At 65.1% G+C, this 26,191-nt stretch carries 21 protein-coding genes; 4 read left to right on the top strand and 17 right to left on the bottom strand.

Features of this window, described 5'->3' with window-relative positions:
• Positions 1–70: 70 nt before the first annotated feature.
• On the bottom strand, positions 71–226 hold the full coding sequence (locus tag ACF07D_RS11295; protein WP_255808223.1) for a hypothetical protein: 156 nt from the start codon (positions 224–226) through the stop codon (positions 71–73).
• An 89-nt stretch (positions 227–315) separates the two neighbouring features.
• On the opposite strand from ACF07D_RS11295, the gene ACF07D_RS11290 reads away from it, so the two are divergent.
• Both ACF07D_RS11290 and ACF07D_RS11285 read left to right on the top strand, forming a co-directional pair.
• Complete coding sequence (locus ACF07D_RS11290; protein ID WP_391504967.1) at positions 316–2,349, top strand: hydantoinase/oxoprolinase family protein; 2,034 nt, start codon at positions 316–318, stop codon at positions 2,347–2,349.
• Entirely contained in the window at positions 2,346–3,935 is a 1,590-nt protein-coding gene (locus ACF07D_RS11285) for a hydantoinase B/oxoprolinase family protein (RefSeq protein WP_391504966.1), read from the top strand. Before ACF07D_RS11290 ends, ACF07D_RS11285 begins: the two co-directional genes overlap by 4 nt.
• A gap of 67 nt (positions 3,936–4,002) precedes the next feature.
• Here the strand turns inward: ACF07D_RS11285 and ACF07D_RS11280 are convergent, their stop codons facing one another.
• The 5 genes from ACF07D_RS11280 to ACF07D_RS11260 form a co-directional block, all read right to left on the bottom strand.
• On the bottom strand, positions 4,003–5,460 hold the full coding sequence (locus tag ACF07D_RS11280; protein ID WP_391504965.1) for a PucR family transcriptional regulator: 1,458 nt from the start codon (positions 5,458–5,460) through the stop codon (positions 4,003–4,005).
• Complete coding sequence (locus ACF07D_RS11275; RefSeq protein WP_391505059.1) at positions 5,450–6,439, bottom strand: DUF917 family protein; 990 nt, start codon at positions 6,437–6,439, stop codon at positions 5,450–5,452. Before ACF07D_RS11275 ends, ACF07D_RS11280 begins: the two co-directional genes overlap by 11 nt.
• 5 nt (positions 6,440–6,444) lie before the next feature.
• Entirely contained in the window at positions 6,445–7,734 is a 1,290-nt protein-coding gene (locus ACF07D_RS11270) for a hypothetical protein (protein WP_391504964.1), read from the bottom strand.
• A 31-nt stretch (positions 7,735–7,765) separates the two neighbouring features.
• Positions 7,766–9,100, bottom strand: a complete 1,335-nt coding sequence (locus tag ACF07D_RS11265) for an MFS transporter (protein WP_391504963.1) — start codon at positions 9,098–9,100, stop codon at positions 7,766–7,768.
• Positions 9,101–9,219: 119 nt separating this feature from the next.
• Positions 9,220–10,626: a nitrate/nitrite transporter gene (locus ACF07D_RS11260; protein WP_391504962.1), complete on the bottom strand. Its 1,407-nt coding sequence runs from the start codon at positions 10,624–10,626 to the stop codon at positions 9,220–9,222.
• An 89-nt stretch (positions 10,627–10,715) separates the two neighbouring features.
• Here ACF07D_RS11260 and ACF07D_RS11255 point away from each other — a divergent pair, with 89 nt between their 5' ends.
• Positions 10,716–11,393: a GntR family transcriptional regulator gene (locus tag ACF07D_RS11255; RefSeq protein ID WP_391504961.1), complete on the top strand. Its 678-nt coding sequence runs from the start codon at positions 10,716–10,718 to the stop codon at positions 11,391–11,393.
• Here the strand turns inward: ACF07D_RS11255 and ACF07D_RS11250 are convergent.
• The 9 genes from ACF07D_RS11250 to ACF07D_RS11210 all read right to left on the bottom strand — a co-directional run bounded on the left by ACF07D_RS11250 (position 11,390) and on the right by ACF07D_RS11210 (position 22,723).
• A complete protein-coding gene (locus tag ACF07D_RS11250) occupies positions 11,390–11,938 on the bottom strand; it encodes a GNAT family N-acetyltransferase (RefSeq protein ID WP_255808232.1) in 549 nt (182 codons plus the stop codon). The two genes, ACF07D_RS11255 and ACF07D_RS11250, sit on opposite strands and share 4 nt — an antisense overlap.
• Before the next feature lie 100 nt (positions 11,939–12,038).
• On the bottom strand, positions 12,039–13,112 hold the full coding sequence (prfA, locus tag ACF07D_RS11245; protein WP_119284733.1) for a peptide chain release factor 1: 1,074 nt from the start codon (positions 13,110–13,112) through the stop codon (positions 12,039–12,041).
• Between the two features lie 12 nt (positions 13,113–13,124).
• Entirely contained in the window at positions 13,125–14,966 is a 1,842-nt protein-coding gene (locus ACF07D_RS11240) for a hypothetical protein (protein WP_391504960.1), read from the bottom strand.
• A gap of 123 nt (positions 14,967–15,089) precedes the next feature.
• Positions 15,090–16,046, bottom strand: coding sequence for a homoserine kinase (gene thrB / locus ACF07D_RS11235; RefSeq protein WP_119284735.1), 957 nt, complete (start codon positions 16,044–16,046; stop codon positions 15,090–15,092).
• The gene (locus ACF07D_RS11230) at positions 16,043–17,347 is read right to left on the bottom strand and encodes a homoserine dehydrogenase (protein WP_255809765.1); all 1,305 of its coding nucleotides are present in this window, start codon (positions 17,345–17,347) and stop codon (positions 16,043–16,045) included. Before ACF07D_RS11230 ends, thrB begins: the two co-directional genes overlap by 4 nt.
• A gap of 46 nt (positions 17,348–17,393) precedes the next feature.
• Positions 17,394–18,797: a diaminopimelate decarboxylase gene (lysA, locus tag ACF07D_RS11225; RefSeq protein ID WP_391504959.1), complete on the bottom strand. Its 1,404-nt coding sequence runs from the start codon at positions 18,795–18,797 to the stop codon at positions 17,394–17,396.
• A gap of 202 nt (positions 18,798–18,999) precedes the next feature.
• Complete coding sequence (locus ACF07D_RS11220; protein ID WP_391504958.1) at positions 19,000–20,010, bottom strand: helix-turn-helix domain-containing protein; 1,011 nt, start codon at positions 20,008–20,010, stop codon at positions 19,000–19,002.
• A 65-nt stretch (positions 20,011–20,075) separates the two neighbouring features.
• Positions 20,076–21,044, bottom strand: coding sequence for an alpha/beta hydrolase (locus ACF07D_RS11215; protein ID WP_391504957.1), 969 nt, complete (start codon positions 21,042–21,044; stop codon positions 20,076–20,078).
• 158 nt (positions 21,045–21,202) lie between these two features.
• A complete protein-coding gene (locus ACF07D_RS11210; protein WP_391504956.1) occupies positions 21,203–22,723 on the bottom strand; it encodes a serine hydrolase domain-containing protein in 1,521 nt (506 codons plus the stop codon).
• Positions 22,724–22,945: 222 nt separating this feature from the next.
• Between ACF07D_RS11210 and ACF07D_RS11205 the strand changes: the two genes are divergently transcribed.
• Positions 22,946–23,692 (top strand): DUF981 domain-containing protein, encoded by a 747-nt coding sequence (locus ACF07D_RS11205; protein ID WP_391504955.1) that lies wholly within the window; start codon positions 22,946–22,948, stop codon positions 23,690–23,692.
• A gap of 33 nt (positions 23,693–23,725) precedes the next feature.
• Here ACF07D_RS11205 and ACF07D_RS11200 read toward each other — a convergent pair whose 3' ends face one another.
• Both ACF07D_RS11200 and argS read right to left on the bottom strand, forming a co-directional pair.
• Positions 23,726–24,472 (bottom strand): LmeA family phospholipid-binding protein, encoded by a 747-nt coding sequence (locus ACF07D_RS11200; RefSeq protein ID WP_119284739.1) that lies wholly within the window; start codon positions 24,470–24,472, stop codon positions 23,726–23,728.
• Positions 24,473–24,475: 3 nt separating this feature from the next.
• Positions 24,476–26,155 carry an arginine--tRNA ligase gene (gene argS, locus ACF07D_RS11195; RefSeq protein WP_391504954.1) on the bottom strand — a complete coding sequence of 560 codons (1,680 nt, stop codon included), beginning with the start codon at positions 26,153–26,155 and terminating at the stop codon, positions 24,476–24,478.
• Positions 26,156–26,191: the final 36 nt, after the last annotated feature.

Raw genomic sequence — 26,191 nt, 5'->3', positions numbered from 1 at the left:
GTACCGACATGGCTTACGCCGGTTACACGAACGGTGGCTTGGATAATGTCGCCCGTCCTTGATCTGTCGCTCACAGCGTCGACAGCATCTTCAGACCGATGAACTGGAAATGGATGCGCTCAACGATCCGCACGCTGAGCGCGAAGACGTAATCCAGTATCTCCGAGATGAGGTCGCCGCGGGGATGCCGCACATCGCCGTCGCCACAGCCGAGCCGTTCGCACACCTCGCAAGGGTGGGCAGTGCAGCGCGCACTGCCCACCCTTTTTTGTTGCCCGTACGCTGCCACCAACGGCAATGAAGCAGGAGGCACCATTGAGTTATCGAGTTGCAATGGATATCGGCGGCACGTTTACAGACATCGTCGTACACAACACTGAAACGGGCACTCTGCGCGCCTCAAAGGCAGACACGACCCCGGCTGATCTGACAGACGGCGTGCTCACCGCTATCGCGCAGCTAGAGGTGCCACCCGCAGAGATCCTCTCGTTTGTTCACGGCACGACCCAAGGGCTCAATGCGCTGCTTGAGCGACGGGGGTCACGGACACTTCTCGTGACGACGAGCGGCATGGGCGACGTCTATCGGATTGCACGCGGCAACCGCACCCGGATGTTTGACATTCACTACCGCAAGCCAGAACCCCTTGTGAGCCGCGAGGACACCGTCGAGGTTGGCGGCAGGCTCCGCTACGACGGCAGCGAACTGCACCCGCTCGACGAGGAATCCGTCCGGGCGGCCGCAGCGGTGGCTCGAGCGGGCGGCTACGAGGCTGTCGCAGTCTGCCTGCTGTTCGCGTACGCAAACGAGGCGCACGAGCTAGCGGCCGAGGCGATTCTCCGCGAGGAGCTCGGCGACGAGGTCGCAGTCGTGCTCTCGCACCGCGTCGCCCGAGAGTGGCGCGAGTACGAGCGGACGTCATCGACGGTGCTCGAGGCGTACACGGGCCCCGTTGTTCGCCGCTACCTCGCGCGCATCGAGGACAGGTTCGCGGGCGAGGGGATCACGAGCGGCGTGCAGGTCATGCAGTCGTCTGGCGGCATCGTCGGGGCAGGTTTCGCAGCCGAGCACCCGTTGCAGACGCTGCTCTCGGGCCCTGTTGGCGGCACGGCGGGCGGAGTCGCACTCATGCAGCTCCTCGGACGCGAGAACGCGATCTGCGTCGACATGGGTGGCACCTCGTTTGACGCCTCGCTCGTGATCGATGGTCAGCCAGACATTTCGACCGACGGTGAGGCCGACGGGTTCCCCGTTCTCATGCCGCTCGTGAATCTGCACACGATCGGTGCAGGAGGCGGCTCAGTGGCATTTTCTGAGTCTGGCGCGCTGCGGGTTGGACCGCGCTCAGCCGGCGCCCAGCCGGGGCCAGCCTGCTATGGTCGTGGCGGCACCGAGCCGACTGTGACCGACGCGAACGCCGTGCTCGGCCGTGTTGATCCCGAGCATTTCGCTGGCGGCAGGTTCGCGCTCGATGTTGTCGCTTCGGAGCGCGCAATTTCGGGGCTCGCCGCTGAGTTCGAAATGACGACGCCCGATCTCGCCGAGGGAATCCTTGACATCGCGAACGCGAAGATGGCGCAGGCGATCCGCACGCTGACAGTCGACCACGGGCGTGAGCCCGGCGACTTCTCACTCGTCGCCTTCGGCGGCGCGGGCCCGATGCACGCCGAAGCGATCGCGCGGGAGCTCGGCGTACACGAGGTACTCATTCCCGAGTTTCCGGGTGCGTTCTCGGCATGGGGCATGCTCGGCTCAGATGTGCGTCGCGACCTGAGCACGCAGTACTACGTGCACGAGGATCAGCTTGACACCGTGCACCTCGGCGACGCGCTGCAGGGGCTCGTTGCCGCCGCCGATGCCGAGCTCGCCGAGCAGGGTGTGCGTGAGGAGCTCCGCCGGTTCGAGCGGGCGATCGATATGCGTTACGAAGGCCAGGACTACACGCTGACTGTGCCACTCGAAGACGGCGAAGAGCCGGGTCAGGCTGGGTTCACGGCAGTGATTTCAGCACGCTACAGCGACCAGCACAGGCGGCGCTACGGGCACTCGACGCCCGAGGCAAAGGTCGAGTGCGTCAGCCTCCGAGTCACGGGCCTCGGCACCAACGAGTTCGGTCACCTCACGGGCGAGCGCTACCGCGAGGACGCCATCGGGGAGCGAAGCGCTCAGGTCAGATTCGATGGCGCGGTTTGGGAGACCCCGATCCGGCGCCGCGATGCACTCCCTGTCGGCGAGACAATACCGGGCCCCATGCTCATCGTCGAAGACACGACCACAACGGTCGTATCACCCCGCGCGTCAATCCGACGCGAAACTCTCGGACATCTCACCATGGAGGTGCAGGCATGACACTCTCAATCGACCCCGTACGCACGGAGATCATTCGCAGCGCACTGCTGCAGGCCGCCGAAGACATGAACACGACCCTCATTCGGTCGGCCTACACTCCTACGATCTACGAGGCAAAAGACTGCGCTGTCGCGATTATGGACCGCAACCACCAGGTCCTCGGACAGTCGAGTGGCCTGCCGATCTTCCTTGGCAACCTCGAGGAGGTCACACGAGACACCGAGGAGCGCTTCGGCCGTAACGTGTGGGAGCCCGGCGACGTCTGGGTACTCAACGACGCATACATTGCCGGTGCTCACCTCAACGACGTCACGGTCTTCGGGCCCGTCTTCGAACGCGTCGACGGCGGTGAGCTCATCGGCTTCGCGGCCAGCCGCGCGCACTGGATTGATCTCGGATCGAAGGATCCCGGTGGGTCGATGGATTCGACATCCATCTATCAGGAGGGCCTCCGGCTCGGCGCGACCCGGATTTACGCCGGCGGGGAGCCCGTCGAAGAGGTACTGCGGCTCATCGCCACGAACTCACGATTCCCCGAGCCGCTGCTCGGCGACTTGCGCGCACAAACAGCGTGCATTCGCACAGGGGCAGATCGCATGCGCGAGATCGTGTCGCGGTGGGGGCTCGACCTTGTACACGCCGCGCGCGACGCGTTCTTCGCGCAGACTGAGCGGCTCGAAGCCGCAGCACTCGCCGGGCTCCCCGATGGCGAGTACATGGCTGAGGGCACACTCGACAACGACGGGATTGACTTCGAAACCCCGGTCCTGATCCGCGTGCGCGTGCGCGTCTCGGCAGGTCGCATCGCCATCGACCTCACCGAATCTGCTGACCAGACACGCGGCCCGGTCAACTGCGGTGCCGCCCAGGCAGTCGCCGCGTGCCGTGTCGCCTACAAGGCCCTCCTCAGCCCCGACGTGGCGCTCAACGGCGGGTCGTTTCAGCATCTCGACGTCACCGTGCGCCAGGGGTCGGTGCTCGCCGCGGTCGAGCCGGCTCCCGTGCAGTACTACTACTCGCATTTGGGCTTGCTCATCGACCTCGTGACCCGTGCGCTCGCAGAGGCGATGCCTGACGCTGTCGCCGCCGCGAGCTACGGCGACTCCCTCATCGTGCAGATGATGGGCTTCGACCCCCGAACCGGCAGAGACTTCCTGTCCCAGGAAGCAACCGTTGGCGGGTGGGGTGCGTGGAGTGGAAGCGATGGCGAAACCGCGCTCATCAACAACGTCAACGGCTCGCTCCGAGATATGCCTGTAGAGGTACTCGAAACACTGTTCCCAGTGCGCGTCGATCGCTACGAGGTACGCGAGGGGTCTGGTGGCGCTGGCGAGTTCCGCGGCGGCGACGGCGTCATCCGCGAGTACACGTTCGAAGCTGACCAAGATCTGTCACTCTGGTGGGAGCGATCAGTAACGCCAGCCTGGGGGCTCTTCGGAGGTGAAGCAGGCGCCGCGCCACGCGTGACGCTCAACCCCGGCACGCCACAGGAACGCTCGCTCCTCAAAGCGAATGCCATGCGTGTTGCTGCTGGCGACGTGCTGCGCTGCGAGTCAGGCGGTGGCGGCGGCTTCGGAGCCGCCTAACCGCTACTCGCGCCGCACCCGGCTACCACGGCTGAGTGCGGCGCGAGCGGCGCGCCGCGTGGTTTCGCTACTCGTCGAGTACGCGCCGTGCCGCGATGTGGATCGCAAGCCTGTGGCCCGGGTTCGACGGGTCAATACCGAGACCGCGAACCCGTTCGAGTCGCGCCGTCACTGTATTTCTGTGAACTCCAAGCACCTGGGCTACCTGAGCGGGTCTGTCGTTGTGGTCGAGTGACACAACAAGGGTCTTCAGCAGTGCCCCGTCGCGATCGACCTCAAGAAGTGGCTTGAGCAACGCCCTCGCAGCGACCTCGGCGTCAGCGCCGAGCAGCGCTGGCAGCGCCGCCTCTGGGGTGAGGCCCTCTGAGAACATCACAAGGCTCGGCGTGCTCTGCGCGATATACGCGGCCCGGTCTGCCTCAGCTAGTGCGGGTTCGGGCGGCTCGGTCGATTCGCAGGCCGTCGAAACGCCGACGGCGATGCGAGCGACTCTCGGATCCGCTGCGACAAGCTGCGCGATAGTGGCCTGCGCGACTTTCTGTTCCCCCGTCAGGGGCACGGCGAAGAAGACCGCCCAGCCGTCACCGTGCGGTGACGCAAACGCTTGGGTAGCAAGCTCAGATACCCGTGCAAGCACGAGCTCGTCAAGGGCGGCGCTCCTGCCGCCGGATGCGAGCAGTTTCGCAGCGCGATACCTTGAGCCGAGCGGCCAGCCGCCGGCAGCAAGCCCGCCACGCAGCTTCTCGCTTGGCGCACCGTCTGCCGCCATGACGCCTGCCAACAGAGTTTCTGCCCGCGAGACGTCACGCCCGAAGGCGATGTGTCTGAGCGCTGCCCACGATGTGAGCGGAGCGATCGCGAGGCGCGCCACTGTCGCGGCAGTAGCGTTGCTTGCATCGCGCTCCCCCGGGCCGCGTCGAGGCCTTCCGACGAGTCGCGCTTGAAACCGCGGGTCTGGAAACGGGACGCGAACGTGAAGTTCGTGCGACCCTGCCTCGCTGACGCGTTGCTCACCGGCGACATGTGCGCCTGCGTGATCGGTCAGCGCAAACTCGTGGTCGGGAAGCAGCCGGTGGAGCGTTGCGAGAGCGCGGCGCGGGCTCATCTTGGCGACGCCAAATGCACGAGCCGCTTCCGCGAGAGTTCCGGCTTCAGAGGCTTCATCGGTTGCGATGATCGCCGCGAACCTCACAGTCGCGTCGAGGACACCAGTGTCGAGCGTGATGAGGGCGACCCCGAGCCTGGCTGCGAGCTCGGCGGGCTCTGGCCCCGTCACGTCGGCTGCGCTGATAACGACGCACGAGACTGCGCGTTCCCACGCGAGCCTGATCCCCCGTTCCAGCCGCCACGCTTCGCGCGTCGCATCCCCGGTGAGTACGAGCGCGCAGCCGGCGGCTACCGAGAGGATGTCTGCGTGGTTGTCAACGACCCGCACGCTGTCGACCCGGGTATCGACTGGGCCGTTGAGCGTGACGGGAGTGCCCAGACGAACCGCGAGTTCTCTGACAGTGAGACTACGTGGCATTTCCCTCAACTTTCATCGTGTCGTCGCTGAGCACAGACCACGCAGCGGGCAGCTCGACAGCGACAAGGTCGACGCGCATGCCCGGCAGGCAGCGCTCGGGATCGAGGACCTCGCCGCTCTCTGAAATAACAAAGAGCTCTTGTGTTGGTGACTGTAGCGGCACCCCGTCAGCGAGCGCGCCCAGGTATGCCTCGTCTGCGTCGACCCTGATGCGCCGGGCAGAACCTGATACGCGACGCTCAGTCATGAGAATGCTGATCCGCTCGCTGCCCGCGGGCCCGTGCTCGATGTTGGTGATCGTCGCCCGCAATAGCGTGCGGTGCGCGACCCCGGCAAGCTCATTGCCCGGTTCAGCGTCAAGGTAGCGCGCAATCGTGCCCGGGTTCGCGTGCTCGCGCAGCTCGCTACCCGTCACGGGGTAGCCTGCGAAGAACGCCCAGCCGCCACTCGCGCCGACAAGCCGAGGCACAATCTCCGAGACCCTGCCCGTCGTGCCCTCGAGCACAGTGGTTTCGCCGAACGGCGACGCGACCGCGCACGGCCCCATCTCGACCCCGGCGAGGGTAAACAGCGTATCTTCGACTGTCGGGCGCACCCTGCCGCACCCGTCGGCATCCACGAGTTCGATCCCGAGGGCCGCCGCCGCAGCGAGGGCGAGTACGGCGTTCTCCCCCGCGGTATTGATAGGCAGCACACCCCGTACTCGGGTTCCGATGGTGCGTTCGAGTGCCCTGAGCGCCCGAACAGGCTCCGTTCCATTGGGGAGGTTCTCGGCGAGGGCCGTCGGCGAGCCGACAACCGTCACAACCGCATACATCGCGTCATCGGCGACCGCTGCCGGGGCCGTGAGCGTAACAGCCCGGGTATCGAGTTCTGCCTCGGCCCAGTCTCCAAGTACCTGCAGAGCAGCACTGTTCACTCCGCTCGCAAACGGCCGGGCACCGCGCACCAAGTGCGCAACATCGCTTCGCCGCAGCACCCCCGTCACGCTGGTGCCCCGCTCACGCGAACCCGTACTGTGTCGACGGGGTCTGAGACGTACGCCAACGGGCGGACGTCTGCAGAGCTTCTCGGCTCTGGCGATGGTGCGGCGCCAGCAAGCGTTGCGCGGGTGACGGCTTCTTCGACAAGCGCGAGCGTCTGCTCAGCAGCGGCGTGGGTTCCTAGACCGCGCCGCAGCACGCGCTCAATCAGCACAGTCACCCTGCCCTGGGTCGCACCGAACGCTATCGCCCACTGCAGAACGCCTGAGAGGCCTGCGGGCTCGGCTCCGCTTGCTGCCGCGTCACCGATGGCCACGACGGGGTAGCCTGGCCGGCGCGCAAGCATACGTCGCCCCAAAGGTGAGGTCGCAGGATCGGCGCCGGCGCCCAGCGGCAATTCGACGCTGTCGAGAGCAAGGTGGTTGTGCGTTACGCCCCACAGCTGCTCGACGTCGGCTCGATCGGGTTCGCCGCCTGTCACGCCGACAAGGGTTGTGCTGTCGTCGCGCGCACTCACCAGAATGAAGTCAGTGTGCCCGGTCACCCGGCTCACACCCAGCACCGCCGCACGAACAACCCCGTGAAACACGCCAAGCGGCTGTCGCACAAACTCTGCGGCTGAGCCGAAGCCTCCCATGCCGTGCGCGAATCCAAGGTCGCTGTCTGGGAACGCACGCCGGGCATCGGCCACAACGGCCTCGGCCCAAGACGTGAGCCCCAGGTTCAGGGCCGCCGCATGCTCACGCTCGCGCACTCCCGTTCCCCCAAGCTCGTGTGCAACCTCAACGTGGAGCCCGAGCTCCGTGCGCAGCACGCCGGCTGCGGTGCGTTCAAGCCACGGCGCCGACGGCGCTCCCGCAGCACTGACGACGAGCCGTGACGCGCCAGCTGCCACGACCCCGGATGCAGCCTCGCAGAGCTGCGTCGGATCGGCTGGAAGCTTGTGGTTCCCGACGAAGTCGCTGCCTCCGGGCACCTCAGCGCTCCGCGCCCGCAGACTAGCGCCCGCTGTGCCGGGCCACGCGGCAAAGGGCCGAAGCGCGGCCATTGACCGCGGCGCGATCCTGAGCACGCCCACGTCTGTGAGCTGCAAATCGCGTTTGCCCGGAACGATTGCGATTCGAACCGCAGTGACTGCGCTGTCAAGCTCGGGCGGTAGGCAAGCCCGCGCGGCGGCGAGTGTCTCTACGAGGCCCACCTGAGGCTGCACCTCTGCAGTGAAGCGCAGCTGCTCGCCGTCAGCAACCGCCAGGCGGACAGTTGACGCTGTGAGATCGATACCGAGCTGCATACATCTATTGTCTCGCCTAGAGGGGCTCTCGTCAGTCGAGCGGCTTCCCCTCAGTTTCAGGAAGCGTCACCGCTGCGAGCACTGCGATAACAAGGAAGACGAGAATGAAGAGCACCGTCATTGTGAACGACACCGACGCGGCAAGCAGCGAGCCAACGGCGACGGGGGCGATAGCGTTCGAGATCAACTGAGCCGCAGTGGCCCACGAGTAGCCCGCGGCGCGTACCCGGGTCGGGTAGAACTCCCCATTCCACGTGTTCCAGACGCCCCAGCCACCGAGGATGAAGAACGACATCACAAAGTTTGCGACATACAGCGACGGCAGGTCCCACGACACCGCGAAGAGCACACCGCCGAGAATCGCCCCGACGAGGAAGGCAACGAAGGTGAGCTTGCGGCCGAACCGCTTAGTGCACCAGGCCGCGGCAAGGTAGCCGGGAATCATGATCACGGCGCTGAGCGCGACAAAGCCGAGCGAGTCTGCAAGTGTGAGCCCCCGCTCCTGCAGCAGTGTGGGCAGCCACACCTGCAGCCCCCAGTAGCCCCAGTTGAACGCAAAGTTCACGATGAGCATCAGCAGTGTGCGACGCCGCATATCGCGACGCAGCAGCTGCAGAGGGTTCCCCGCTTGGTCAGCCTGCGCTTCGCGTACGAACTCGGTGCCTGGAGCGACATCAACGCCGAGACCACGAAGTACCTTTGCGGCTTTACCGTGTTCACCGCGGCTGACGAGGAAATAGGGCGACTCGGGCACCCAGAATGCAACGACGATCACCCAGAGGCACGCGACCGCTGCTGCAAAGGCTACAACCTGCCAGCCCGCGTCGTGGAAGAGCGAGGTGACACCGATCGCAACGAGAGTGCCGATGGGCCATCCGATCGACAGCAGCACAGCCGCTCGTCCGCGCTGCCGTGAGGGCATCAGTTCAAGGAAGTACGGAAACACGACCGTGTATGCGCCCGCAAGCGCAAAGCCCGAGAGCACCCGCAGCCCGACGAGCATCTCAAAGTTCGGCGCGAGCGGCACGATGGCGGCAACGATGCCATACGCGATGAAACTCACGATGGTGACGGGCCGCCGCCCGACACGGTCGGCAATCGGCCCCCAGATGAGTGCGCCGGGAATCATGCCGATTGCCACAGCTGAGAGCACGAGGCCGAGCTTTGTCTCGTCGAGGCCGAAGTGGTTCGAGACGTCGCCCGCGACGTAGACGAGCGCGAGTTGCTCCCACGATTCAATGACGAAGATCACAAACATGGCGATCACGATCCGCACGTGTGCGGGTGTGAACCGCATGTGCTCGTAGACGTCTTGAAGCGCGACAGGTCCGGTGGTCCGGGCCGCAGCAGCTGAAGTGGTTTCCAACGAGACTCCCTTGTCGATCGATACGGTTCGGAGCCAACTTAGGTCACTGCTTCACCCGCAGACTGGGCGGCAGGCACACTCTGGACCCCTCCAGCCGGGCGACAAGCACTGGGGCTGAGTCAGCGCAGGGTACGACCGTGCCGCTCCATCCAGGTTCCGGTGCGGCGACGCTCCACAAAAATCATTGCGAGCCCAATAAGCCACAACGGGATCTGTGCGGCAAACGCTACCTTGAAGGCAGTGAGCGAGTAAGTCTCGGGTGAGCCTGCGCCCTGAAGATCCAAGATGATGCCGATGAGCATCACCAGGAGTAGCGCAGCGGTGAATCCCCCGGTGTTCACGAGCCCAGTGCCAAAACCTGCGAAGCTGCGTGGGGTGTGGGACCTAGCGACCTCAAAGGCGATCATCGATGCAGGTCCGCCAAGCGGCAGGATGACGAGCAGCGCAATGATGAGCCAGCCCGGCGGCATGCCCGGCCACAGCAGCACCGCAAGCCACGTCACCATAATGAGCACGGTGATACCGATAACCAGCAAGACCCTACGCTCGATGAAGCGCGAACTGATCGGACCAAGTACCAGGCCCGCGACCATCGATGAGATCACCGTGAGGCTCAGCAGGCCGCTCGCCGCGGGCGCGCTCATCCCGAGACCGCCAGTCAAGAACGGCGTGCCCCATAGCAGCAGGAATGCCTGAGCAGAGAACGGTGTCACGAAGTGAATCCAGTACGCGAGTCTGACTCCAGGAATCGACAGGAGTCGCCGCACCCGGGAGAGGATCCCCTCTTTCCCGCCCGTGTTCTTTCGGCCCGCGCGGCCGCGCCCAACAACGGGAATCATGTTCGTCGCAGGCGGAGCCATCGTCACGGTCGTGATCGGGGCCGCAGCCAACGCTTCTGAGTTCTTCGTGATCTTGCCAGTTCGCCTGGTGAGGCGTTCGAACGCTGTGCGGCGCCCAGGGGCATCCCGCAGTACGACGAATCCGAGCACGAACGATAGCACGCCGACTGCAGCGATACCCAGGAAGCCGGTTGCCCATCCGAAGGTGTCGACGACGAAGGCGAGCGGCGCGACTGAAACGAGCTGTCCGACCTGACCGATCAGTCCGGTCACCTGGCCGAGCGTCGACAATTGGCGCGGCTTGAACCACTCGGGAAGGAGCCGCATGACTGCCGTGAATGTGCACGCGTCGCCTGCCCCGACGAGGATGCGCGCGAGGATGGCGAACTCAACATTTGCGACTGTCGCCATGACGATCTGGCCGGTGAGCATCAGCGCGGAACCCGCGAGGATCAGGATCGTGGATCCGTAGCGGTCCAGCAGGATCCCGACTGGTATCTGGCACGCGGCGTACACGAGGAGCTGGATCACCGGGAAGGCTGCGAGTGTCGACGCGTCGATCGAGAAGTGGTCTTGCGTCGCGGGACCGAGCGCCGAGAGCGATGAACGGTTCACGATCGCGATCGCGTAGAGCGTGACCGCCACTCCCCACACCACCCAGGGGAGGAATGGTTTTGAGGCTCGCATGAATTCAATGCTAGTCCTGTGCGACGCCGATCCAGCGTAGGCGCGGCTCTCGACCTCAGCTGAGGACTTCCCGACTATCCTAGGAATCTATGAGCCCGACTATTCGCACCGAGGCTGGCGCCGCCGAGAGCGGGACGCCGCAGCCGCACGAGTTGGTGTCCATCCTGCGCGACAGGATCCTGCACGGCGAGCTCGCGCCGGGGCAGCGGCTCGTCGAGCGTACGCTCGCGAGCGAGCTCGGGGTGTCACGGATTCCGGTGCGCGACGCCCTGAACATTCTTCGCGGCGAGGGATTCGTCTCCGCGCTCCCGAACCGTGGCATGACGGTGGCGGCGCTGTCGCCACAGGACGTCGAGGAGCTGTTTGAGGTGCGCGAGTCGCTCGAGGTGCTCGCGGTACGCCGGGCTACGGAGCGCGCGACGCCCGACGAGATCGACAGGCTCGGGGAGTCAATCGCGGCCTCCGAAGTGGCTTGGGAACGCGCAGACACTGCTGCTGTCGGTCAATGCAATCAGGAATTCCACGACTTGCTCTGGAAGATGGCGCACAACTCCCTCCTGTCGTCGCTCATGGAGCCTCTGGAGGGCCGCATGCACTGGCTACTCAGGCAGAATGATGACCCGCGCCGTCTCCAGGCGGAGCACGTCGCTATTCTCGCCGCAATCCGAAGCGGCGACGCTGAGCTCGCCGCCCGGGCTGCTTTGGATCACGTGCAGACCAGCCGAGAGATCTGGCTTGATCTCTCGGCTCGCAGGCGCACCGCTTAGTCTCGCGGCGGCAGCGGCGGCCCGTCTGGGAAGTCGCTGCGGGTGAGATCGAGAAACATGGCGCCCTCGAGTGCGCCGTTCGGCCGCACCTGGTAGTCCCGCAAGACACCAATTCGTTTGAACCCGAGCCGCTCGTAGCTGCGAATTGCGCCATCATTGTTCTCGTTCGGGTCGAGTGTGATTCGAGTGATCCCGTTCGCGAACTCGTGCTTGATGGCGAGCGCGAGGGCCTCCTCGCCGACCCTGTTCCCTCTGAAGCGGGTGCCGATGAAGAGGTGCATCACCGTTGTCGGGTATTCGGGGTCTTCGCCGCGCAGCACGTAGAGCGCGCCTGCGCACTCCCCCGCGACCTCGATGATGCGCGTGGTCTCCGCGGCGTCGATGAACTCGGCCTGAACCCGCTCGCGCGTGTAACCAACCCACCAGAAGGCGACCTCGGGCTCGCACAGGATCTCGAACAGCGGTTCGAGATCTGCTTGCTTCGGCGCGCGGAGGGTGACGAGCGGCCCAACGATGGGCCCTGCGGGGAGTACGGGTGTAGACATGGACACAGCGTACTGCGTACGCCACACTGTGCGCCACGCAAAAACCCTGGCGGCCGGCAGGAAGACTTCCCACCGACCGCCAGGGTCCATAGCCCGAAGACTACTGTCCGAGCGCCTTCAGCCGCTCTTCCTCGTCCATGCGGATGCAGGACTCGATAAGCGGTTCCATCGAGCCGTTCATCACCTGGTCAAGGTTGTACGCCTTGTACCCTGTGCGGTGATCGGCGATGCGGTTCTCGGGGAAGTTGTACGTACGAATCCGCTCCGAGCGATCCATCGTACGGATCTGGCTCGACCGGTGAGCGCTTGCTTCGGCAGCAGCTTCCTCGGCGAGGCGAGCGAGCAGGCGTGCGCGAAGCACGCGCATGCCAGCCTCACGGTTCTGCAGCTGCGACTTCTCGTTCTGCATCGCAACCACAATGCCCGTCGGAAGGTGGGTGATGCGCACCGCCGAGTCTGTCGTGTTCACGGACTGACCACCGGGGCCACTCGAGCGGTACACGTCAATCTTGAGATCGTTCTGGCTGATCTCGACCTCTTCGGCTTCGTCGGGCTCGGGGTACACGAGCACGCCTGTCGTCGAAGTGTGGATGCGCCCCTGCGACTCGGTGACTGGCACGCGCTGCACGCGATGCACACCGCCTTCGTACTTGAGGTGCGCCCAGACGCCCTGGGACGGATCACTTGCGTTGGCCTTGATCGCGACCTGCACGTTCTTGTAGCCGCCGAGATCGCTCTCGTCCTTCTCAAGAATCTCGGTCTTCCACCCCTTGGACTCCGCGTAGTGCATGTACATGCGCAGCAGGTCAGCGCCGAACAGCGCCGACTCAGCTCCGCCCTCGCCGCCCTTAATCTCAAGGATGACGTCACGAGCATCGTCGGGATCCCGCGGGATCAGCAGTCGGCGAACCTTCTCCTGAGCCTCGGCGAGCTGCGCCTCGAGGTCTGGGACCTCTTCGGCGAACGCTTCGTCTTCCTTCGCGAGCTCACGCGCGGCTTCGAGGTCGTCTGCCAGCTGCACCCAGTGCTCGTGGGCCGACTTGATCTTGCTGAGCTCAGCGTAGCGGCGGTTGACCTTCTTGGCCCGCGCTGCGTCAGCGTGCAGCGCGGGATCCGCGAGGTCCTCTTGCAGTGATGCATGCTCAGCGAGCAGCCCAGCAACCTGTTCAAACACGTACGGTTCCCCTTAGAACGAGAGGGTGTACGACTTCTCCGCGTTGACCTCAGGAGCCTGACGGCTGCCCGAGACCTTCACGAAGCTGTTCACCGCTGGAACGAGCGCACGGAGCAGGTCCTTGTCGCTGTCGACACCCGTGTGCGTGCGCGCGGTGGCGAGGAGCGTGAGCGACCCACCGTTCTCAAGGTTCCGACCGGCGCCAAGCAGACGCTTCGCGTGAGCGATCGGCAGGGCCTGAGCTGCCTCAGGAGTCGTGCGGGTGCCCTGCAGGTTCTGCTGGGTCGCATGCGCGAGGTCGGTGAGCGAATCGAGCAGCACAATGACGTCGTGCCCGAGCTCGACGAGTCGGCTCGCGCGATCAAGCGCAAGCTCAACGATCGTGGTCTGGTCTTCAGACGCCCGATCGAACGTAGCCGCAATGACCTCGCCGCTGACGGTTCGCCGCAGGTGCGTGACTTCCTCGGGGCGCGCGTTCGTCAGCACGAGCAGAAGGTGCGCGTCGGGAGCGTTCGCGGTGACTGCCGCGGCAAGTTCGGCAAAGACGCGCGCGGCTGGAACCTCGGCGGGCAGCGCAAGGAGCGCGCGCTGTCCGAACCCCATCGGAGCTGCGGCATCAATCGCGGCGCCGAGACCCTTCTCGCCGTTTGCGAAGCGGAGGGGCTGCTCAGGGAAGATCGCGGTCATCTCTGCGATGTCTGCGCGCTTCTCGGTCTCGTCAACGGGCTTTCCATTGACCGAGTCGATCTTGACGATCGCGTTGTACTTCTGGCGGCCGCCGCTGTCACCCTCTCGGGGCTGGCGGATAGCGCCGACAATGGCGTCGCCACGACGGAGGCTGTACTTCTTCACCTGGCCGAGTGCGACGTACACGTCTGACACCCCGGGGAGGTAGCCGCTCGTGCGCACGAAAGCGTAGTTGTCGAGCACGTCGAGGATACCGGCGACGGGAAGCAGCACGTCGTCTTCCGCGATCTCTGGCTCGAGGTCATCGCCGCCACGACGCTTACGGTCGCGCTGACGGGTGCGGCTCGAGCGCGAACCGTTCTCCTGCTTGTTGTCTGAGCGGTCGCCCTGGCCCTGCTTCTCCTGGGCCTGCTTCTCGTTCTGGCCCTGCTTGTCAGCATCGCCCTTCGCTGCATCGCCCTTCGCAGCGTCTGACTTCGAGCCGTCTGCCTTTGCAGCATCGCCCTTAGCGCCGTTCTGGTTACCGCGACCGCGGCCCTTCGGCTCGTCAGTCTGCGCCGGGCTTTCGCCCTCGGCCTGGTCGGCCGTCTGGCTCGAGCGGCGGCGCGAACGCTTTGCGGGAGCGGCTTCGGCCTCATCTGCCGGCACCTCTGCGGCCTTCGATTCTGAAGCTGCGGCGGGCTGTTCTGCCGCTTCTGCGTCAACTGTGGCTTCGGCAGCTGCTGCCTTGCGCGAGCGACTTGCGCGCTTCTTCGGCGCCTCAACTGGCTTCTCGTCGGCGGTGTTCTCCGTGTCGACCTCTGCGGTCACGGGCGCTTCGACAGCCTCAGCCTTCGCCGAGGCGCGCGTCTTCTTCGGAGCGGCAACCGCATCGTCGGCCTCGGCAGCTGGAGCCTCGGGCTCCGCCTTCTTCCGGGCGCGGCTCGCACGCTTCGGCGCTGCCTTCTCAGCAGGGGCCTCAGCAGGGGCCTCGGCTGGCGCGTCAGCCTGGGCAGCTGCGGGTGCGGCCGCAGCTGCTGCGGGCTCTCCGGCTGCCACAGCTGCATCAGCTGCGACCTCGGGGGCCGCGCCAGCTGCTGCCGAGACGCGCCGCGATGCGCGGCGGCGAACTGGAGCGGCTTCAGCCGCCTCCGTGGCAGGCGTCTGGTCTTCAGTGTGTTGTTCCACGTGTATTCCTTCCGGAACCTATCGAGTCTGAGCACTCAGGCCAGAAACAGGCACGAGAGTGCGGGAAGCTCGGGGACAAATACCCCGGCTGGGAATTCGATCCGGGACACAAACTAGGAAGTGTCACACTCGCGAAGAGAACGCAGAGTCGACCGGGATCTCCTCTACTGTAGCACCCTTGATATCGACAGCGAGGGTAAGAATTCGCCATTCGGGCGCGATCTGCGCGACAAGATCCGCCGCCGCGAGGCGTTCGCGCGGCCCGTTCGAGAGCACGAGCACCGAGGGCCCGGCACCCGACACGACCGCAGGATGCCCGGCCTCGCGGAGCGCGCCGATGAGATCCCGCGTCGCTGGCATTGCAGCCCCACGGTAGTTCTGGTGCAGCCGATCCTCCGTCGCCTCAAGCATGAGTTCGGGGCTCTGCGTGAGTGCCGCGATGAGGAGCGCCGAACGCGAGACGTTAAAGACTGCATCTTCGTGCGGCACCTGCTTCGGTTGCAGGCTGCGTGCGTGCTCGGTCGACATCGTGAACGTCGGCACGAGAACGAGTGGCGCGACGCCACGGTGGACGAGGAGGCGCTTGAATCGCGGCCCCTGTTCGTTCGTCCAGGCGATCGTCAGCCCCCCGAAAAGTGCTGGCGCGACGTTGTCAGGGTGCCCCTCCAGTTCAGTCGCAAAGGCGAAGATCTGGGCCTCGCTCAGCTCGAGCGGGTTGACGGGGTCGCTCGCGAGGAGTCCGGCCGCAATCATGACGCCGGAGACGATCGCGGAGCCCGATGAGCCCATGCCTCGGCCGTGCGGGATACGGTTGTGCGCCTCGATGTTCAGCCCGGGCATATCGCGCCCGAGTCGCTCGAACACAAATGCGGCCGACCGCACAACGAGGTTGCGCTCGTCGGTGTCAACCTCGCCCTCGCCGACGCCAATCACCGTGACAGTTGCGCCAGGCTCGGGGCGGGTCACGACGATGAGCTCGTCCCCGTACGCAAGCGCGATGCCGAGGGTGTCAAAGCCGGGCCCGAGGTTCGCGCTCGTCGCTGGAACGTGGACGCGAAGCGCTCGCTCGACGCGGCTCATGCGCGGCCCTCCCGGCGGAGCACGCTCGCGACCTCGGCGACCGCGTCGTCAGCACGCAGCGCCTCGACTGTCGCTGCGAGGTCGGCTTCGCGCGCAGTGTGCGTGCCGATAACGAGCGTCGCGCGCCCTTCCTCCGAGGTGTTCTGCTCGACGCTCGCTGCCGAGACGCCGTGCGCGGCGAGAATTCCCGCTACCCGAGCGAGCACGCCCGGCTCGTCGCGTACCTCGAGCATGACCTGGTAGGCGGTGAGCACCTCGCCGACTGGCAGCACGGGGAACTCGGCGTGCGTTGATCCAGGGATGCCTGGGCCGCCGACAACGTGGCGTCGGGCCGCCGAGACGAGATCTCCGAGCACGGCTGAGGCAGTCTCGTTGCCGCCGGCGCCGGCGCCGTAGAACATGAGTTCGCCTGCGGCTTCAGCCTCAACGAACACCGCGTTCTTGCCCTCGTGCACGGCTGCGAGCGGGTGTTCCCGCGGGATGAGCGCCGGGTAGACCCGAACCGATACCCCGTCGGTGCCGTCGGACGCGGCAAGCCGCTCTGCGACAGCGAGGAGCTTGATAACGAACCCGGCGTGGCGAGCGGCAGTAATCTGCTCGAGCGTCACCGCGGTGATGCCCTCGCGGTACACCGCGCTTTCGGGCACTTCGGTGTGGAACGCGATGCTCGCAAGGATTGTCGCCTTCTGCGCAGCGTCAAACCCCTCGACGTCGAGCGTCGGGTCCGCCTCGAGGAAGCCAAGGTCGCTCGCGAGCTTCATCGCGTCTTCGGCCGACTCGCCAAACCTGTCCATGCGGTCCAGGATGTAGTTTGTCGACCCATTCACGATTCCCATCACGCGGGTGATGTGGTCGCCTGCGAGACTCTCGCGCAGCGGGCGAAGGATCGGGATCGCTGCGGCGACAGACGCCTCGTAGAGCAGCTGCGCGCCGACCTGGTCGGCGGCGTCGGAGAGCTCGCGGCCGTGCGCGGCGATGAGCGCCTTGTTCGCGGTGACGACGTCAGCGCCGCCGCCGAGGGCGAGCAGGATCAGTGAGCGCGCCGGCTCGATGCCACCCATGAGCTCGATGACGATGTCAGCGCCCTGTACGAGGCGCTCTGCGTCAGTCGTGAACAGTTCGCGTGGCAGTTCAACGTCGCGCTCAGCGTCGAGGGAGCGCACGGCAATGCCGTCAAGTACGAGATTCGCGCCAATACGGGCGGCGAGCTCGTCACCGTTCTCGAGAATCAGGCGGGCCACCTGGGCGCCCACCGACCCGCAGCCAAGCAGTGCAACTCGAAGGTCTCGATACGCGTTCAACCGTTGTTCTCCTGTTTTCTGTGAAGTCACGTTTTGATTGTCGCGGTTAGGCGACAACGCTCTGAGCGAGCAAGTCTTCTTCGGTCTGGCCGCGCACGATGACGCGGCTCTCGCCGCCGCGAATTGCGACAACTGGCGGACGTGGAACGAAGTTGTAGTTGCTTGACAGCGCCCAGCAGTACGCGCCTGTCACGGCGACGGCGAGCGTGTCGCCGGGCTGGACGTCTGCGGGGAGCTCGTCGCGGTACACGACGATGTCGCCGGATTCGCAGTGCTTGCCAACGACGCGCACGAGTGCCGGAGCTGCCTCGCTCGCTCGGTTCGCGATCCGCACGTGATAGTCCGAGCCGTACAGCGCTGGGCGCGCGTTGTCGCTCATTCCTCCGTCGACGCTCACGTAGAGCCGCTCGGTGTAGCCGCGGTCGATCGGGTCTGCGGCGCCCGTTCCAGTGAGATCGACGCGCTTGGTTGTGCCAACCGTGTACAGCGTCACACCTGACTGGCCGACGACGGCGCGACCGGGCTCGAACGCGAGGTGCGGGATCGCGATCCCTGCTTCGGCGGACGCCTCTGCGACGATGTCGGCGAGCTGCTTCGCAATGTCGGCCACGTTCGGCGCCTCGCCTGCCTGTTCGGGCGTGTAGGCGATGCCGAAGCCACCGCCGAGGTTGAGCTCAGGGATCTGTCGCCCGGCGATCTCTGCGAGCTCGACGTAGACGCCAAGGAGGCGGCGCGCCGACTCACGGAACCCTTCCGTCGCAAAGATCTGCGAACCGATGTGGCAGTGCAGGCCGACGAAGTCGAGGCCGTCATGCGACACGATCTCGCGAACGAGCGCGGGCGCGTCTGTGAGCGGCATGCCGAACTTCTGATCCTCGTGCGCCGTCGCGAGGTAGTCGTGAGTCGACGCGTGCACGCCGCTGTTCACGCGGAGACGAACGCGCTGACGCTTCCCGGCGGCGGAAGTCGCGGCAGCGATGCGCGCGACCTCAATCTCACTATCGATGATGATTGTTCCGACGCCGGCCTCGACAGCTCGGGCGATCTCACTCTCAGACTTGTTGTTTCCGTGAAATCCGATCTTCGCGGGATCAACGCCTGCAGCGAGCGCGACCATGAGCTCCCCGCCGCTGGCGACGTCGATCGCGAGGCCTTCTTCGGCCATCCACTGCGCTGTCTGCACGCTCAAGAATGCCTTGCTTGCGTAGTACACGGTTGCGTCGGTGCCAACGCGCTGTGCCTCGCCGCGAAGCGCGTCACGGATCTCGCGAGCTGTCGCTCGCGTTGCGTCCTCGTCGATGACATAGAGCGGCGAACCAAACTGCTCGAAGAGTTCCGTGGCTCGGACGCCACCAATCTTCAGTACGCCGCATTCGCTACCACGGCGGGCACCGCGGGGAAAGACACGGTCGTCGATCGCATTGACGTCGCGGGTTCGGTGATCGGTCATTTGACGCTCCTCGGCTCTGGGTGGGTGTCGCGTGGACGCTCGGACGCTCGGAGGGCTGCACACTTGCACCCCGTGGCGAGCGGACCCGGCTTGGCCCCTGAAGCCGCGCGAACGGATAACGAGTCCGAACGAACCTCTCTATCTTAATGGGCGTAGCGTTCCCGAACACGGATGTTACGAAACCTCGCCGATGCCCTACGACCTAGTCGGGGAGGTACTCAGACAGGCGGTGCAACATGATCGCGGCCCCAAGCCGGAGTCGCCCTTGCTCGCTTGTGGCATCGAAGCCAAGTACCTCAGTAAGTTTGTCGAGCCGTCGCTCAACTGAGGAATGGTGTATCTCAAGCATACGCGCGAGGGCTCGGCGACTCACACCCGCGCTCACCTGGCGCAGCTGAGTCGGCGTCCAGCCTGCGGCGAGCGCACTGCCGACTGCAACGCTGTCGTGGTGCGGCTGTGGCTCCTTGTCTGCCTGTTCGGCAAGCAGCAGCAGGGAACCTAGCTCTGAAGCCTTCACGATCGGAACATCACTGCATGTCAGTCTGAGCGCAATAATCGCAGTGCGCCATGAGTCACGGATTTCGCGGGACGTGAGGGCGGGCAGACCAATTCCGATACGCCCAGCGATCGGCTCTGAACTCCCCGCGAGCACCGCACGAAGCACGCCGAAACGCGTCGCGATCATTGCGTGAGGCAGCCCCCGAGCCTGAGCCAAAGGTTCAGTCGGGGGTGCTGCCACTGCGAACACCTCGCTGCGAGCCGGTATGGCGAGCCTGGCTAGCGCCTCGTCGAGTTCCTCGGCGCTGCCGTCACCGGAGATGAGCAGTTCGACTGCACGACGCGTGGGGGCTGCGGTATCGAGCCTTTGTGAGCAGACCGCCAAAGAGATCGCCAGGCGTTCAAGGATCATCGCGTCATTCACAAACGATGCAGTTGGACGTTCGAGCCATACTGTGCCCCCGTCGCTCACCCTCCTCGACGGCCATTTCGCCGGTTCGCCACCGCGCTTCACCGCGCCGTCAGGGAAATACCGACGACTCTCGCCGGTGTGCCTTTCGCGTCCCACCACCACGCCACTCAGCGCCGCGGCGCCACGAAGCATCCCTTCCGCTGAGGCCCGACCATCGACGAGTGCATCGAAGTACTCGATGACTTTCAGGGACTCACTGGCCGCAGCGTCGAGAGCGCTGAGGCGTCCTGCAAGCTCACGCACGCAATCACCTCTCGTCTTGAGTGTCACCCACCCTATGCGATCCTCGGCGCTTGGCCGCTGCTTCGCTATCTTTCGAGCATCCGATTGAGCCATGCGTTGCGGGCTTTCACCATCTCTCTCGAGAGCTGTGCGTGCGACGCAAAGGCATCGAAGCCGTGGAACCCGCCGGGCCAGACGTGTAGTTCGCATTCGCCGCCAGCCGCCCAGATCGCTGTTGCGTACGCAACATTCTCGTCGCGGAACACCTCCGCGCTCCCGACATCAATGAAGGTTGGTGGGAGCCCAGACAGATCACTTGCCCGTGCGGGTGCCGCGTACGCCGACACATCTGGGCCGCCACGCCGCTCTCCAAGAAGCGCATTCCAGCCTGTGTAGTTACTCGTGCGGTCCCACACACCGATTCCTTCAAACTGTTGCGCTGAAACAGTGTCGTTCCGGTCGTCAATCATGGGATAGATGAGGAGCGATGCGAGGAGCTTTGGCCCGTTCCTGTCGCGCGCCAGCAGTGTCACACCGGCGGCAAGTCCACCGCCAGCACTCGCGCCCGCGACAATCAGCCGATCGGCATCGATTCCTAGCTCAGAAGCATGCTCAGCCATCCACAGCAGCCCAGCGAATGCGTCTTCGACTGGTACAGGGTCAGGAAACTCCGGTGCAAGCCGGTATTCAACTGAAACAATGACCGCACCGTGATCGCGAAGGAGTGGCAAGAAACCGTCGACGCCCATAAAACGGTTTCCAGCGATCATGCCCCCTCCATGCAGATGGAGGATTCCGGGACCGGGCACGGACTGGCTTGGATTGCGAAAGATCGAGACTTCGATCTCGGCGCCCTCAAACCCGGGAATGACATGGTCTTCCCGGGTTGCCCCGGACGCCGCTATCTGTTCGTGGAGTGCGGGATCTACCGGCATCTCCCGCAGCATCGGGATGGCGTCAGGGAGGACACCTGTTGGTAGTGCTGCACCGAGCACCGTGAGGGCCGCAGCGAGCTCACTATCGAAAGGGGGCGGTGTATGAGTATGCGTTGTCATGATCATCTCCGATCGCTAAGTCACCGCTCCGTTGCGGTAATCACGAGTATTCATCGCACAAAGCGAGTCCTCAACCGACGCATGCGCGCATATCGGCATGATTTTCAGACGATCGGCGGGCTCTCGGACACAAAGCTCGCCCTCGCCACGCCGGGACGTCAGACAGTCTTACTCGTGTCACGGGCGACGGCCGCGAGCACCTGCAGTCCCGGCTCCCCCGCAAGCGGCTTCGTACCTGTGTCGTCGGCGATGGCGACAGTCAAGCTCTGCACGAGCGGTGCGCTCAGGCCGATGAGGCGGATGTCACACACGAGCGCGCCCTGAGCGCAATCGATCCGCCAGCGCAGATGGGCAGCATCGGAAGCACCGACGATCCGGTTCGAGAACGCGGTTTGTGTTACGGGTGCACCGACAGCCTGCGTCAGTTCGGCGATCCGGCTCGTGCGTACCGCGTCTGGTACATCGGCGAAGAAGTTACTTGAGGTGACGTGCGCCGCGCCGGCGAGCGGTTCTCCCTCGCGGATCAGTGTGTCGAGCAGGGCCCCGGCCTCGAACGCGAGCCCCCATGGCCTCACCGTGCGGGGCGGGATCGCGTTCGCCTGCAGCACCCCCGCGTGTGCGGCCATCGCGAGGGTGTCGGCGCGAAACGCGTCTGAGTTACCGAACACGACAACTCCGACGCCGGAGTCAATGTGCCAGCGCATGTTCGAGGAGAACCCCGGAAGGCCGCCCGAATGATCAACAGTCGCGCCGAGTCGTCTATCGTGCGCAGGGAAGAGCCCAAGACCGTAGCCGAGGCTCGTGAGGTCGCGAAACTCGGTGCTTTGGGGAACGGGGATTGGGGTGTGCACGCGCTGCATCTCCACCCGCCCGCGGGCGCTCAGCAACTCGGGCGCGACTGGCTCGTCGGTGTACCCGGAAGCGAGGAACCAGGACCACTTTGCAATGTCGTCGACTGTGCTGAATAAGCCGCCAATACACGCGAGCGCCCCCTCGCCGATGAACGGCTCCTCGACAAACGTCGCGCCGACGTCAAAAGTTCGAAAGCCGGAGGCGACATCCGTGCCTGCGTCGTACTTGTCGACCGCGAACCGCGTGCCCGTCAGCTTGAGCGGCTCAATGAACCGCTCTTTTACTTCTTCCTCGACGGGGCGGCCGACGACGGCCTCAACGACGCGCCCCACGAGCGACATTCCAAGGTTTGAATATTGGTATCCGACGCCGGGCGCAGCGGTGAGCTCGATTCCCTCGGCGAACAGGCTCGCAATGTAGTCGCGGCTCGACCCCAGCTGCCTGTCGGCCCACGCGTTGTCCTCGGGCATGCCAGATCGGTTTGACAGCAGCTCACCGACGGTAACCGGGTAGTCGGTGTCCCTGTACATGAACCGCATCCCTGGGAGATAGTGCGCAACTGGCGCGGCAAGGTTTAGAAGGCCGGCCTCGTCGAGTGCGAGCGCCGTTGCGGCGAGGAAGCTCTTCGACATCGAGGCGATCCTGAACACTGTCTCTCGGCTCACGGCCGAACCGTCGAGCCGCGGCTCCCCCACCCCGTGCCAGGCGATGACGCCGGTCGCATCAAACGCCGCAACGGAGACAGCCGGCGCAAGCGTTCCAGCGTAGTCGGCGACTGCGGCTTCGAGAACTGCGATGGTCTTGGCGACGTCGAGCGGGTGGTGCATGCGGGTTCCTCCGGTACATCGTTGAACAGGGTGCGCCTTGCCACCATATGCCCACGTTGCGGTTGCTGCCCAACCCCTCGCTGGTGGTAACTCCGCGGACACACCCGGGAAATGCATGCAAGCGAATACAAATCGACTCTAATTGGTTACACACGGTACACCCACGCAACCGCCAGTAGCACGCATGGTGCTCCATCGGTTGCCCATCGAAAGGACCCCATCATGGGAAGCTTCATCGAAGATTTCTTCAAAGGCCGAGATACCGGACTCGTCATTGACTGGACGCAGATGCCGACGTACAACACGATCATGGCGGTCGCCGCCGGTGCCGGCCTCATCTTCGTGTACATGCTCGGCCGCGCCCTCGTTCGTGACCGCGACTTCAAGGCCGAGGGGTGGGCACTCACAGCCGGCGTACTCGGCCTGATCCTCACCACAACCGGCCTGCACATGACGCTCGAGTGGCCGTTCGCGATGTACTTCCCGTTCGACAACATCGTCTTCGGCGAACCGAGCCTCGCGTTCGGTGTGCTGCTGCTCGCCGCATCACTGTACCTCTGGAAGCGCGGCGACCAAATCGTTGCAGCGGAGGACCGTGCAGCCGAAGCCGCCGCAGTGGCCCGCCCGATGAGCATCTTCGTGCTCGGCATGGGCCTCGCGCTCTTCGGCATCGCACTTGCCGGTCTCGTCTTCCAGCTGTTCGCTGCACCCGCGGAGGAGCCCATCTCGGGCATCGTCGCCGACTACCCGATGATCGAGGCGATCTTCATGTCGCTGCTGTTCGCGTTCGTCGGACTCGGCGCAGCACTGTTCCCCATCGCGCTACGCGGGTTCTCGTCGAAGCAGCCGCTGTCAGGCGTCGCGAAGCTCGTCGGCGTGTCATGGCTCGTCACCGGCATCATCTTCTTACTCTTCGGCGCGATGAACTTCTTCACCCACATCGGGCTCATCGTCAACACGATGCAGTAACGCGCGGGCGCGGTGCCTGCGGCGGCTTTCGCGCTAGCCGCAGGTGCCGAGCTCCTGCTGCTGCGGGTTCGACAGGAAGTCAGGTGAGAGCGCGAACTCGACCCTGGCGCCGTTCTTCGTGATCCTGATATCGCTGAGCGTCGCGCCCGCCGGCAGCCACTCCTTCACGCAGAGCTGACGCTCCGACAGCAGCGGGTCGAGGAGGCCACCTGTCGCCGAGGCAAGCTGCTCAACAGACAGATCAAAACCCACAGCCGACAGGCCGCGCGGCTCGACGAGCACCTCACCGTCGACTGCCGTAAGGCCAAGCGTCGCCTCGATCGGCACGGTGAACCCGAGCGCCTCGAGCTGCCTGCCAACGACGAGCTCGCCGCTGCTTGTCTTGCCAGAATCAACGACGCCGTTCGTAAGCAGCGAAATCATCGGGCCGAGGTCGGCCGTCGGCACATAGATCGCCGCCGTCGCACCCGTCATGTCACCCTTCGACGGGTCGAACGGCGACCGGTCAGCCGAGAAAATGAGCGTCGCGCGCACTCCGTCAGCGACGGGTGCGTCGGGAATCTCCACGGTGATATCGCCGACGCCACCACCGATCGCGTGCAGCAGTGCCGAACCGCCCATGTCGACCTCGACAGGATGGCTGCTCGGAATGCCGAGCTGCTCCTGCGCAATCGTCTTCACCACGCCAGGAATCGCGAGCCGCAGCCCCCACTCCCCGAGCCCAGCGAGCACTCCCAACGTCACGACGAGGGCGATGACAATCTTGAGCGCGCGCCGCATACGCTAGAGCCGCTCTGGCGCCGACACACCCAGCAGGTCGAGGCCGTTTCGGAGCACCTGTCCCGCGGCGTCGTTCAGCCACAGGCGCGTACGGTGCACGTCTTCGACTGGCTCCTCGCCGAGCGGAATCACGCGGCAGTTGTCGTACCAGCGGTGGTACACGGCGGCGAGCTCCTCAAGGAAACGGGCGATCCGGTGCGGCTCACGCAGCTCGGCGGCGCCAGCAACAATTCCCGGGTACTGCTGCAGCTTCCCGAGCAGATCGGTCTCGGTCTCGTGCGTGAGCAGCTCCGGCGCGAACACCTCGCGGGTGATCCCAGCCGCGGCCGCATTGCGATCAACTGCACATGTACGCGCGTGCGCATACTGCACGTAGAAGACAGGGTTGTCGTTCGTGCGGCTGCGCACCTTCTCGCCGTCGAGCGAGAGCGGCGAATCAGCCGGGTAGCGTGCGAGCCAGTAGCGCAGCGCGTCTGAGCCGAGCCATTCAAGCAAATCGTCGAGCTCAATAATGTTGCCCGCGCGCTTCGACAGCTTCGCACCGTTGAGGTTCACGAGCTGGCCGATGAGCACGGTGATGCTCTTCTCAACGTCGTCACCAGCTGCGCCCGCGATCGCGGTCAGACGACCGATGTAGCCGTGGTGATCCGCGCCGAGCAGGTAAATCTTCTCGGTGAAGCCCCGATCCATCTTGTCGAGGTAGTAGGCCGCGTCGGCGGCGAAGTAGGTGTAGATGCCGTTGCCGCGCGTGAACACGCGATCCTTATCGTCGCCGAATGCGGTCGTGCGCACCCAGATCGCGTCGTCCTCCTCGAAGACGTGGCCCTGCTCGCGCAGCCGATCCACAGCGAGCTCGATGGGGCTCGGCTCGCCGTTCTCGCCCTTCGCGTGCAGCGTGCGCTCCGAGAAGAACACGTCGAAGTGCACGTTGAAGCGCTCGAGCGAATCCTTGATCTCGGCGAGCTGCAGCTGGTACGCGAGCTCCTGCACCTGCTCGAGGGCAGCGTCGCGGTCGTTCGCCGCGAGCTCACCAACGGTAGGCAGCTGCTCGCACACCTTCGCGCCGAGCGCCTGAATGTACTCGCCCGGGTACGCGTCCTCTGGCGCTTCCTCGCCGAGTACGGCTGCGAGCACCGAGCGCCCGAACTTGTTCATCTGCGAGCCGGCATCGTTAATGTAGTACTCGTTCGTCACCTCTGCGCCCGCGGCACGAAGCACGCGCGCGGTCGAGTCGCCCAAGGCAGCCCAGCGGGTGTGGCCCATGTGCAGCGGACCCGTCGGGTTCGCGCTCACAAACTCGAGGTTGATGCGCTGGCCGGCGAGCGAGTCGTTCCGACCGTAGTCCGCGCCCTGCTCGACGACGCGCCGCGCGGTCTCGCCCGCGCTCGCGGCATCGAGGGTGATGTTCATGAAGCCGGGACCGGCAACATCAACCTTTGCGACGCCATCGATCTTCTCGATCTCGGCCGCAAGCTCCTGCGCGAGCTCGCGCGGATTCGTGCCAATCCGCTTCGCAAACTTCATCGCGACGTTCGACGCCCAGTCACCATGCTCTCGGCTCTTGGGTCGCTCCAGTTGCGTGTCCTGCTCGGACACGACAATCTCAGCTGCGTCCCCGCCGCGGGTGGCGAAGTTGGCTGCGAGAATCTGGGCAAGGGCCTGTGCAAGTTCTAGAGGCGTCACGAGGGTCAAGTCTACCGCCAGCCCAGCTCGCGCCCG

Origin of the sequence: Leucobacter sp. NPDC015123, from assembly GCF_043080205.1 — a bacterium.
In the GTDB taxonomy this organism is placed as follows: Bacteria; Actinomycetota; Actinomycetes; order Actinomycetales; family Microbacteriaceae; genus Leucobacter; species Leucobacter aridicollis_A.
Note: the sequence above shows the minus strand (reverse complement) of the source record. Positions and strands in the feature narration are given on the sequence as shown.

Bases quoted from the DNA above. Each gene is read 5' to 3' on its own strand.
- ACF07D_RS11285 (WP_391504966.1), top strand. From the start codon at position 2,346: ATGACACTCTCAATCGACCCCGTACGCACGGAGATCATTCGCAGCGCA.
- ACF07D_RS11280 (WP_391504965.1), bottom strand. From the start codon at position 5,460: ATGCCACGTAGTCTCACTGTCAGAGAACTCGCGGTTCGTCTGGGCACT.
- ACF07D_RS11270 (WP_391504964.1), bottom strand. From the start codon at position 7,734: ATGCAGCTCGGTATCGATCTCACAGCGTCAACTGTCCGCCTGGCGGTT.
- ACF07D_RS11260 (WP_391504962.1), bottom strand. From the start codon at position 10,626: ATGCGAGCCTCAAAACCATTCCTCCCCTGGGTGGTGTGGGGAGTGGCG.
- ACF07D_RS11255 (WP_391504961.1), top strand. From the start codon at position 10,716: ATGAGCCCGACTATTCGCACCGAGGCTGGCGCCGCCGAGAGCGGGACG.
- ACF07D_RS11250 (WP_255808232.1), bottom strand. From the start codon at position 11,938: ATGTCTACACCCGTACTCCCCGCAGGGCCCATCGTTGGGCCGCTCGTC.
- thrB (WP_119284735.1), bottom strand. From the start codon at position 16,046: ATGAGCCGCGTCGAGCGAGCGCTTCGCGTCCACGTTCCAGCGACGAGC.
- lysA (WP_391504959.1), bottom strand. From the start codon at position 18,797: ATGACCGATCACCGAACCCGCGACGTCAATGCGATCGACGACCGTGTC.
- ACF07D_RS11215 (WP_391504957.1), bottom strand. From the start codon at position 21,044: ATGACAACGCATACTCATACACCGCCCCCTTTCGATAGTGAGCTCGCT.
- ACF07D_RS11210 (WP_391504956.1), bottom strand. From the start codon at position 22,723: ATGCACCACCCGCTCGACGTCGCCAAGACCATCGCAGTTCTCGAAGCC.
- ACF07D_RS11205 (WP_391504955.1), top strand. From the start codon at position 22,946: ATGGGAAGCTTCATCGAAGATTTCTTCAAAGGCCGAGATACCGGACTC.
- ACF07D_RS11200 (WP_119284739.1), bottom strand. From the start codon at position 24,472: ATGCGGCGCGCGCTCAAGATTGTCATCGCCCTCGTCGTGACGTTGGGA.